Source organism: uncultured Brevundimonas sp., from assembly GCF_937863155.1.
In the GTDB taxonomy this organism is placed as follows: Bacteria; Pseudomonadota; Alphaproteobacteria; order Caulobacterales; family Caulobacteraceae; genus Brevundimonas.
On the sequence record NZ_CALMFB010000030.1, the window covers coordinates 22,504 to 29,617 of the forward strand.

A 7,114-nucleotide genomic window follows, 5' to 3' on the forward strand; every position below is an offset into this window, starting at 1 on the left:
GTGACAAGGCACGGGCGCCGCTGCCTCCTCCAAAGAACTGGTTCCCCGCTTTCGCGGGGATGAGCGGGGATTTGGGGAGGCGATGCCCCCCATTATCGACGAGAACAGAGGCTTTTTCCTTGCCGTTCGCGCCTGAACTCCAGGCGCGAAAAAGCCCGCCGCGGGGGATACATCGCGGCGGGCTTTCTCGCTCTCTGACGGAGCGGACGTTTCCTCCCCGAAACGCCTTCGAGAATCGACTGCGCTTGCGCGCCGCGTCTCTCGAGTGACGCCAAATGGCCCGAACGCCCGACCCAAGTCAATCAAACGGAAGGCGAAAACGCGCCTTTCAGGCTAGTGATCACCGTTAAGTCACGAGCTTGTGTGCGATTAACTCGAAATCCCTTCGATAATGCCGCGCACGGTTTCGACCAGGGCCGTGCGCGCCACCACCACCTGACCGGGCCGCTGGGCCTTCCAGGCTTCGTTGTCGGCCACGCCGGCGGCCAGGGCGCGCCCGGCGTCCAGATCCTTGATCGTCACCTGGCCGGCCGCGATCTCGTCGCCGCCCAGGATGACGGCGGCCGGGGCGTTGCGGCGGTCGGCGTATTTCATCTGGGCCTTCATGCCCGCCTTGCCCAGATAGACCTCGGCGGCGACGCCCGCGCGGCGCAGTTCGCCCGCCGCCTCCAGATAGTGGGCCATGTCGTCGGGACTGAAGACGATGACCACCACCGGGCCGCGCCGTTCGTCGGCCGCCGCCCCCTGGATCAGCCGCGCCGCGTTCAGCGCATAGGCCAGGCGGCTGACCCCGAACGAGAAGCCGGTGGAGGGCACGGCCTCGCCGGTGAAGCGGGCGATCAGGTCGTCATAGCGCCCGCCCCCGCCGATCGACCCCAGGCTGACCGCGCCGGGGGCCAGAAGCTCAGCCTCATAGACAGGCCCCGTATAGTATTCCAGGCCGCGCACCACGGCCGGGTCGAACCGGGCCTGGGCCTCGGGCACGCCCAGGGCCTTCAGCGCCGCATCGATGCGGGCCAACTCTTCCAGCCCGGCCGCCCCGGCCTCGGACCCGCCGACCACGGCCGACAGTCGGTCCAGCGTTTGGGACCGCGATTCCTGCCCGCCCGCCGACAGAAAGGCCATGATGGCGCCGATGGCCGGCCCGGCCAGCTCCGCCCCCGGGGTGAAGGCGCCGGATTCGTCCAGCCGCCCCTTGCCCAAGAGGTCGCGCACCCCGCCTTCGCCCAGGCGGTCCAGCTTGTCGATGGCGCGCATGACCACCAGCTTCTGGGCCGCGTCGCTGACGCCCGACTGGGCGAGCAGGCCGTCCAGCAGTTTGCGGTTGTTGATCTTGACCACCGCCGAGCCGGCCGGAAGGCCCGCCGCCTCCAGCCCCTCGACCGCCATGGCCACGATCTCGGCGTCGGCCTCGGGCCGGTCGGAGCCCACGGTGTCGGCGTCGCACTGCCAGAACTCACGGAAGCGGCCGGGGCCGGGCTTTTCGTTGCGCCACACCGGCCCATAGGCATAGCGGCGATAGGGTTTGGGCAGGGTCTCCCAGCTCTGGGCCGCGAACCGGGCCAAAGGCGCCGTGTGGTCGTAGCGCAGGGCCATCCACTGATCATCATCGTCCTGAACCGCGAAGACGCCCTCGTTCGGGCGGTCGGCGTCAGGCAGGAATTTGCCCAGGGCGTCGGCGTATTCGAACGCCGGCGTCTCCAACGGCTCGAAGCCCCAGCGCTCATAGACGGCCGCCACCTGTTGCACGATGCGGCGTTCGGCGGCGACGTCGCGGCCGCGACGGTCGGCGAAACCACGCGGGTTTCGGGCTTCGGGGCGGGGGGCGGCGGCGTCTTCGGTCATGCGCCGCGATTAGGCCATCGCCCGCCCGGCCGCAACGTCAGCCGAAGGTCGTCTTCACGGGCGCGCGGCGCAGCGGCGTCCAGCGCCGATAGGTCAGGCAGCGCCACACCCACTCCAGCGGCCCCATGCGGAACACCGACAGCCACAGCGGCGACCAGATCAGCTGCAGCACCCAGATCCCGGCCACGATCAGGGCCAGCGTCTCCCAGGTGACCTGACCGATCAGGCGCGGCCCCCACGGCTGGGTGAAAAGGGTGCTCATAATGATCGACTGGGTCAGATAGTTGGTGAAGGCCATGCGGCCCGCCGGGGCGAACACCTTGGCCACCACCTTCGGCCCGCGCGTGGCGGCCAGGATCATCACGCTCATATAGCCCAGGGTGACGACGAAGGCGAAGGCGTGCAGCGCATCCTCCAGCCCCGTCATGACCGGGGCGCCCAGCACCGTCTCGCGCCATCCGGCCCAGGCCGTTGCGCCCAGAACCCCGGCGCCCAGAGCGACGAACAGGCCATAGACCCAGACCGGCGCCCGGCCGGCCAGGAAGCCCGACTTCAGCAGCCCCATGCCCAGCAGCATCAGCCCCAGGGTCGGGATGATGAAGATGACCACGCTCAGCGACTGCAGCTGGGCCCAGGCGGCGGCGTTCTCCAGGAAACCGCCGGGCCAGCCGGCGCGATAGGCGGCGATGGAGGCGGCCACCGCCTCGGCGTTGCCGCCCATGCCGGCCTGTTGTTCGGCCGCCTGGGCTTGAATCTCGGGCGGGGCGAAGCCCATGGCGATGGCCGCTCCGCCCCCCAGCAGGGCCAGGAACAGGGTGATCGACAGCCCGACCGTGATCAGCCGCCGCGCCGACCAGGACCGGCACAACAGAACCACCAGACCGGTGACGCCGTACAACATCAGGATGTCGCCCCACCACAGCAGCAGGCCATGGATCAGGCCGATCAGGATCAGCCACAGCAGCCGACGCCGGATCAGGGGGCTGCGCTCGGGATCGCGCCGTTCGCCGCCCAGCAGATAGACCGAGGCCCCGAACAGCAGGCTGAACAGGGTGATGAATTTCTGGCGGAAGAAGGTGGCGGACACCCAGGCCCAGACGTCGCCGTTCGGCCCGGCGGCCGCCGGCGCCAGATCCATGTTCATATAGACGCCCATGGGAAAGGCGAAGGCGACCACATTGACCGCCAGAATCCCCAGGATCGCCAGACCGCGCATGGCGTCCAGCGACAGGATGCGATCCTTTTCGGCGACGGGCTGGACGAAGGCGGTCTCGGTCATCACAGGTCTCCGAACGGTCGAGGGGGCGGTCAATAGCGTCGGCGCGGCCCCGACGAGGTCAAGGGGGGGTGCGGCAGGGCGGCTTCCGGCGCCGCGTCGGCCATCAGGCCCAGCCGGTCGCGCACGACGGGCGGGCGACGCATGAAGGCGATGAAGGCCACGCACAGCCCGGCCCACAGGGCATAGCTGACGCCCACGATCACCGCGATGGGCAGGCCGCCGACGCCATAGATCAGAAGAATGGTCTCCGATGCGCCCAGGGCCTGCATCGGATCGCCCGCCTCGAACCAGGCCAGCACCACCGACACCACAGCGACCAGCGCCTGCAGCGCCGCCGCCAGCAGGCCGCCATACAGCATGAAACGCCAGACCACGCCCATGCGGCTGTCGGGGCGACCCGTGCGCTCGCGCTCGCGCCGCAGCGACCACAGGCCGATGGGCACGGTGATCAGGCCGATGACGAACAGCACCAGCCGCCAGTCGGTCTGCAAACCCGGCTGCCAGTTGTGCGGCGGCCAGAAGAACAGGGTCAGGATCAGCGGCGGCCAGGCGGCGCCCGCCAGCACGGCCAGAGCCGGCGCCGCGGCCGACCGACGCCAGGTCACCGGCTGGCGGCCGGGCAGGTCGTCGGGGCTGTCGAAGCGGCGGTTCAGCACGGACGCCAGCCTATCGCGTCGGAACCGGCGTGTCGCCGGAATAGTCATAGAAGCCGCGGCCCGACTTGCGGCCCAGCCAGCCGGCCTCGACATACTTCACCAGCAGCGGACAGGGCCGGTATTTGCTGTCGGCCAGGCCGTCGTGCAGCACGTTCATGATCGCCAGAACCACGTCCAGACCCATGAAGTCCGCCAGCTCCAGCGGACCCATCGGATGATTGGCCCCCAGCTTCAGCGCCTTGTCGATCGAGGCCACATTCCCCACCCCTTCGTACAGGGTGTAGATCGCCTCGTTGATCATCGGCACCAGGATGCGGTTGACGATGAAGGCGGGAAAATCCTCGGCGTTGGTGACCGTCTTGCCCAGGCTTTCGGCGAAGGCCGAGGCGGCGTCATAGGTCTGGGCCGAGGTGGCGATGCCGCGCACGATCTCGACCAGCTTCATCACCGGCGCCGGCTTCATGAAATGCAGGCCGATGAAGCGTTCGGGCCGGTCGGTGGCCGAGGCCAGCCGCGTGATCGAGATCGACGAGGTGTTCGACGCCACCAGGGTGTCGGCCCCCAGATGCGGCGTCAGTTCGGCCAGCAGCGCCTTCTTGACCGTTTCGTCCTCGACGGCCGCCTCGATCACCAGATCGGCGGCTCCGGCCTGGGCCAGGGTGGCCGGGGCGATCCGGCCCATGGCGGCGTCGGCGGTCGCCTGATCGACCAGGCCGCGCCCCGCCTGACGCGCCAGCGAGGCGCCGATCTCGGCCATGGCGCTGGCCATCCGCTCGGCCGAGACGTCGTGCAGCCGCACCGCATAGCCGCCCAGCGCCACCGCCTGGGCGATGCCGACGCCCATCTGGCCGGCGCCGAGAACGGCGACTGTCTTGATCGAACTCATGCGGGGTACGGTCTGCTGCGGCCCGACGGGGGCCTTCTTGAACCCCTCACCTTAGAAACACCGCCGCCCAAGGCAAGAGGCCCGGGGGCTCGCCCGGCGGATTGCGGCGGGCCGTGTCCGCGCCGCCGCGTTCAGGCGTAGCCGAAGGCGCCCAGCACCGCCCCGTGGGCGGCCGGCAACAGATAGCCCTGAATCCCCCGGATGGCGATCAGGGCGATGATGGGCGTCACGTCGATGCCGCCCAGCGACGGGATGATCCGCCGCAACGGCGCCAGCACCGGCCCGGTGATGCGATCCAGCGCATAGGCGATCTGGCCCACGGCGCGGTTGCGCGGATTGATGATCTCGAAAACGAACAGCCAGCTCAGGATGGCCGAGATGATGATGGCCCAGAACAGCAGGCTCAGCAGCGCGTTGCAGACGAAGAAGATGAAGCCGATGACGGCGACGGCGATGTCCATTCGGGTCTCCTGATCCGGCCCCTGACTAGAGGGGAATCGGCGTCAGGTACACACTAAGCGGCCACGCCGACGCTGCGATGTGTTGACACCCCCCGGCCGCCTTCGTATGTCGCGCGCTCGCCTGCGCCGGCTGCCGTGCGCCAGGGGGCCGTAGCTCAGTTGGTAGAGCGCGTCGTTCGCAATGACGAGGTCAGGGGTTCGACTCCCCTCGGCTCCACCATTTCCTTGCTCCACAAGGGTTTGGACCGGATCAGGCCCCGAACTGGTTCACACAGCCGGTTCACAAACCGTCCGTAGCAGGGTCCTCAAACCCTTACTCAGCAACGGTTTCAGCCCCGGAGAACTGGTTCACACAACTGGTTCACAATCGGGCCAATACCGGCCGAAGTGTCCAAGGACGATCTGGTTCGCTGGGTCTGATCCGTCGTGGCTCCCGCTATTACGTCCGGATCAGGGTCCCCCTAACCCTGACCGCGACGGTAGGCAGGACACACATCTGGCGATCCCTTCGAACGTCAGATCGGCAGGAAGCCGCCAAGCGGGCGCGCATCGTGGTCGGCGAGATTCAGCGGTCGTTCGGCGACGTCCCTGAGCCCGTGCGGCCGCACGCCCCGGCCGGTCGGTCGATCGGACTGACGCTGGAGCAAGCCTTCGATCGCTTCCTCGCTGATCCGGCCCGAACCCGCAGCGTCAAGACCGAGAGCCACTACGCCAACCTGCGCGTCGTGACGCGCGGCCTATGGGGCCAAGACCGTCCCTTGGCTTTGGTGGGCCGCGATGATTGTCGTCGTCTGTTGGACGTCCTGCGCGTGCTTCCACCGAACGTCGCCAAGCGACATCGTGGCAAGCCATTTGCGCGGGTCGTCGAACTGGCTGAAAGCGGTCGAACGGGGCAGGTCATCAATCCGGCGACCGTGAACGGCTACCTCTCGAAGCTCCGGGCCGTCCTGAACTACGCGCAGAACGAGGGGTGGATCGACCGCAACCCGGCGCGCGGTCTGCGCGTCGTCGATCCCGTCCGGGCGCGCGACAAGCGGAAGCCATTCTCGTCAGACCAGCTTCGACTCATCTTCGATGCCCCGATCTTCCGAGGCTGCCAAGACGATGGAGACGGCTACGCCGTCCCAGGCCCCGCCCGGCCCCGGCGGGCGCGGTTCTGGATTCCGCTTCTGGCTCTGTTCGCGGGACTCCGGATGAACGAGGCTTGTCAGCTTGAGCCGGATGACGTCGTGCTGATCGACGGCATTTGGTGCCTGTCGATCTCCACGGCGTCCGCGACGGCACCGTCGAAGAAGCTCAAGACGGATGCCAGTGAGCGGCTGATCCCCATCCATCCCGCCTTGGAGGCTATCGGGTTCGTAGACTTCGCCGCCGACATCCGGGCTGCTCGGCGGGCGCGGCTGTTCGGCGAACTGAACGCCGGAAGCTCCGGCTATTTGAGCGACCCCTACTCGAAATGGTTTCGTCGGTTCCTCGCCAAGGCAGGAGCCGCCGAGCCCAAGACGTGCTTCCACAGCTTCCGGCACAGCTTCCGCGACGCGCTGAGGGACGCGGGTGTCCGCCACGACGTCGGCCTTGCACTCGGCGGCTGGGCAAGTGCCGATGCGAGCGATCCCGAAGCCGCTTATGGGCGCGGTTTCAGTGCGACTGTGCTTCACGAGGCGATCAGCCGGATCAGCTACCCGGTCTGTCTCGACCACCTGATTTCAGAGGGAGGCCCCCGCCCCGCCGCTGGCGAGGCGGGCGACAGATCGTCCTTGGACACTTCGGCCGGTATTGGCCCGATTGTGAACCAGTTGTGTGAACCAGTTCTCCGGGGCTGAAACCGTTGCTGAGTAAGGGTTTGAGGACCCTGCTACGGACGGTTTGTGAACCGGCTGTGTGAACCAGTTCGGGGCCTGATCCGGTCCAAACCCTTGTGGAGCAAGGAAATGGTGGAGCCGAGGGGAGTCTTGCGGGTCCATATCACGGCTGCCGTGGTTCTGGA

6 protein-coding genes and 1 tRNA gene are annotated in these 7,114 nt (G+C 68.0%); 2 read left to right on the forward strand and 5 right to left on the reverse strand.

Annotation, left to right across the window (positions count from 1 at the left end):
* Positions 1-369 precede the first annotated feature (369 nt).
* From hisS to Q0581_RS05310, 5 genes are all read right to left on the reverse strand, one after another.
* Positions 370-1,845: a histidine--tRNA ligase gene (gene hisS / locus Q0581_RS05290; protein ID WP_298698278.1), complete on the reverse strand. Its 1,476-nt coding sequence runs from the start codon at positions 1,843-1,845 to the stop codon at positions 370-372.
* 37 nt (positions 1,846-1,882) lie between these two features.
* Positions 1,883-3,124 (reverse strand): DUF418 domain-containing protein, encoded by a 1,242-nt coding sequence (locus Q0581_RS05295; RefSeq protein WP_298698280.1) that lies wholly within the window; start codon positions 3,122-3,124, stop codon positions 1,883-1,885.
* A gap of 29 nt (positions 3,125-3,153) precedes the next feature.
* Complete coding sequence (locus Q0581_RS05300) at positions 3,154-3,780, reverse strand: phthalate transporter (protein WP_298698281.1); 627 nt, start codon at positions 3,778-3,780, stop codon at positions 3,154-3,156.
* A 10-nt stretch (positions 3,781-3,790) separates the two neighbouring features.
* Positions 3,791-4,666 (reverse strand): 3-hydroxybutyryl-CoA dehydrogenase, encoded by an 876-nt coding sequence (locus Q0581_RS05305; protein ID WP_298698282.1) that lies wholly within the window; start codon positions 4,664-4,666, stop codon positions 3,791-3,793.
* Between the two features lie 131 nt (positions 4,667-4,797).
* A complete protein-coding gene (locus Q0581_RS05310; RefSeq protein ID WP_298698284.1) occupies positions 4,798-5,127 on the reverse strand; it encodes a YggT family protein in 330 nt (109 codons plus the stop codon).
* Positions 5,128-5,271: 144 nt separating this feature from the next.
* On the opposite strand from Q0581_RS05310, the gene Q0581_RS05315 reads away from it, so the two are divergent.
* Together Q0581_RS05315 and Q0581_RS05320 are read left to right on the forward strand one after the other, a co-directional pair.
* A tRNA-Ala gene (locus tag Q0581_RS05315) sits at positions 5,272-5,347 on the forward strand.
* Between the two features lie 199 nt (positions 5,348-5,546).
* Positions 5,547-6,950 (forward strand): DUF6538 domain-containing protein, encoded by a 1,404-nt coding sequence (locus Q0581_RS05320; protein ID WP_324523767.1) that lies wholly within the window; start codon positions 5,547-5,549, stop codon positions 6,948-6,950.
* The last annotated feature ends 164 nt before the right edge of the window (positions 6,951-7,114 follow it).

Bases quoted from the DNA above. Each gene is read 5' to 3' on its own strand.
- hisS (WP_298698278.1), bottom strand. From the start codon at position 1,845: ATGACCGAAGACGCCGCCGCCCCCCGCCCCGAAGCCCGAAACCCGCGT.
- Q0581_RS05295 (WP_298698280.1), bottom strand. From the start codon at position 3,124: ATGACCGAGACCGCCTTCGTCCAGCCCGTCGCCGAAAAGGATCGCATC.
- Q0581_RS05305 (WP_298698282.1), bottom strand. From the start codon at position 4,666: ATGAGTTCGATCAAGACAGTCGCCGTTCTCGGCGCCGGCCAGATGGGC.
- Q0581_RS05310 (WP_298698284.1), bottom strand. From the start codon at position 5,127: ATGGACATCGCCGTCGCCGTCATCGGCTTCATCTTCTTCGTCTGCAAC.